Genomic DNA, 2181 nt, shown 5'->3' on the forward strand with positions numbered 1-2181 from the left:
GGTGCAGAGCGGCGACACCGCGATGATCGGCCGGGCAGCGGAAGTCGCGCTGCTGGGTTCCGCAATACGTGGGGTGCGGGAGACCGGGGCGGCCTTGTTGCTGCGCGGTGATCCAGGTGTGGGCAAGTCCGCCCTGCTCGACTGGGCGGAGGAGTACGCCCGGCAAGCGGACTTTCGCGTGCTCCGCGCTGTCGGTGTGGAACCGGAGTCCGAGCTCGCGTTCGCGGCATTGCACCAGGTGCTGTACCCGCTGCTGGACCAGGTGGAAAGCCTTCCCACCGTTCAGCAGGCGGCGCTGAACCGGGCCTTCGGAGCGGATGAGAATGCTGCACCGGATCGTTGCGCCCTCTCGTCGGCAGCTCTGGCCCTGGTGTCCCAGGCGGCTGAGACCCAGCCGGTTCTGCTCGTCGTCGACGACGTGCAGTGGATCGACGCCTCGAGCGCGCAGGTCCTGGATTTCATCCAGCGCCGGGTCTGCGCGCTGCCCGTGGTTTTCCTCGCCGCGGTCCGAGTGGGTTGGCGAAATGCGCCGGACCTGGCCGGGATCCGGACCGTGGAGGTCGCCCCGCTGACGCCGCCTGAGTCCGCTGCGCTGCTGGCGCGGGCGCACCCGGACCTGGGGCCGGCGGCGGTGCAGCGCATCCTCGCCGAAGCGGCCGGAAATCCCCTTGCCCTCGTGGAGATGCCCGCGCGGCTCAATCAGCGGCAGCAGCGAGGCATCGACCCGCTCCCTTCCCCGCTGCCGCTCGGTGAACGGCTGGAGGCGATCTTCGCGGGCCGGCTCGGGTCGCTGCCGGAAGTAACCCGCTCCGGTCTCCTGCTGGCCGCCCTCGCCGGCGGTGGTGCGGGTGGTCTGCGCACTGTGCGCGCGGCCGCCCAAGGCCGGGAGGACTGGGACGAGCAGGCCCTGCAGGTCGCCGAGTCCAGCGGGCTGATCACCATCGACCCGGAGCGGGAGGAGATCGTTTTCCGGCATCCGCTCGTGCGTTCCGCATTGGTGCGCATGACACCGCCGACCGTGCGCCGTGCCGCCCACCGAGCCCTGGCGGAGGTGCTGGCCGAGGACCCGATGCGGCAGGCCTGGCACCTCGCCGACGCCGCCGACGGGCCGGACGAGTCAGCCGCGCAGGCCCTGGAACACGCTGCGGCGCGTGCTTTGAACTGCGGAGGCGCGGCGGAGGCGGCGGCCGCTCTCTCGCGTGCGGCCGATCTCAGCGGGAATCCGCTGAACCGGGCCCGCCGTTTGGTCGAGGCCGCCGTCGTGGCCGTGCAGGGCGGCCAGATGGACGTCGCGGAACGGCTGCTCAAGGCCTGCGAGAGCGAAGCGCTGCCGGTCGACCCGCTGCGGCGGGCCACCGCAGCCGCCTTCCTCATGTTCCATCGCGATGGCGACCTCGAGGGCGTCCAGCGAACGGTCGCTTCCGCGCTCGACGGGATTTCGGCGGGCGAACAACCCGATTCGGACGTGGACGACGCGTTGTTCGTCCTCGTGCGGGCCTGCCTGGGCCTGGGCCGGGCCGATCGGTGGGAACCGGTCAGCCGCGCGTTGGACAAGGGATCGCCCTGCGCCCGCCTCGCCTACGACGCCACGGCCGATCCCGCACGTACCGCTCACACTGTCGCGGAAAGGCTGCGCGCCACCGTCGCCGACCTGCCGCCCGACCTGCCGTCCTGGCAGGCGAGATGGCTGATCCTGGCCGCGGTCCACATCGATGCCTTCAGCGATTTCGCGGACGTCTGGCGTGGCCTGACGCTCCGCAGCGCCTATGCCGTCCAGCAGATGGCGGCGGCGGCGTCCTTCTACGACGCGTACCTGCACGGTCGTTGGGACGAAGTCGAGGCCATAGCGGAGGAAGGCATCGAGCGGGCGAGTTTCAACGGAGACAGGTTCCAAGTGCACGTGATGCACTACGCCGCCGCTCTGGTCGCGGCCAGCCGCGGAAACGACGAGCGGCTCGCAGTGCTCAACACCGAGAGCGCCGACTGGGCGCGACCGCGGCGGCTGAACCTCGTACTGGGCATGGTCGCCGAGACCAACGCCCGGGCCGCGGTCACCCGCGGCGCCTACGAGGAGGCCTACACCTATCTGAGCGCGCTTACCCCACCGGGTGTGCTGCCGCCCTTCTTCCCCTACTTCCACCGCGTTTTCTTGGACCTGGTCGAGGCATGTGTGCGCACCGG

The 2181-nt window shown here is 71.0% G+C and carries 1 protein-coding gene; it reads left to right on the top strand.

All coding sequences use genetic code 11. The features are described 5' to 3' along the window. On the top strand, positions 1 to 2181 hold a 2181-nt coding region (locus BLW84_RS45905), incomplete at both ends, for an AAA family ATPase (protein ID WP_093279040.1).

Origin of the sequence: Saccharopolyspora shandongensis (genome assembly GCF_900106995.1) — a bacterium.
GTDB classification, from domain to species: Bacteria; Actinomycetota; Actinomycetes; order Mycobacteriales; family Pseudonocardiaceae; genus Saccharopolyspora; species Saccharopolyspora shandongensis.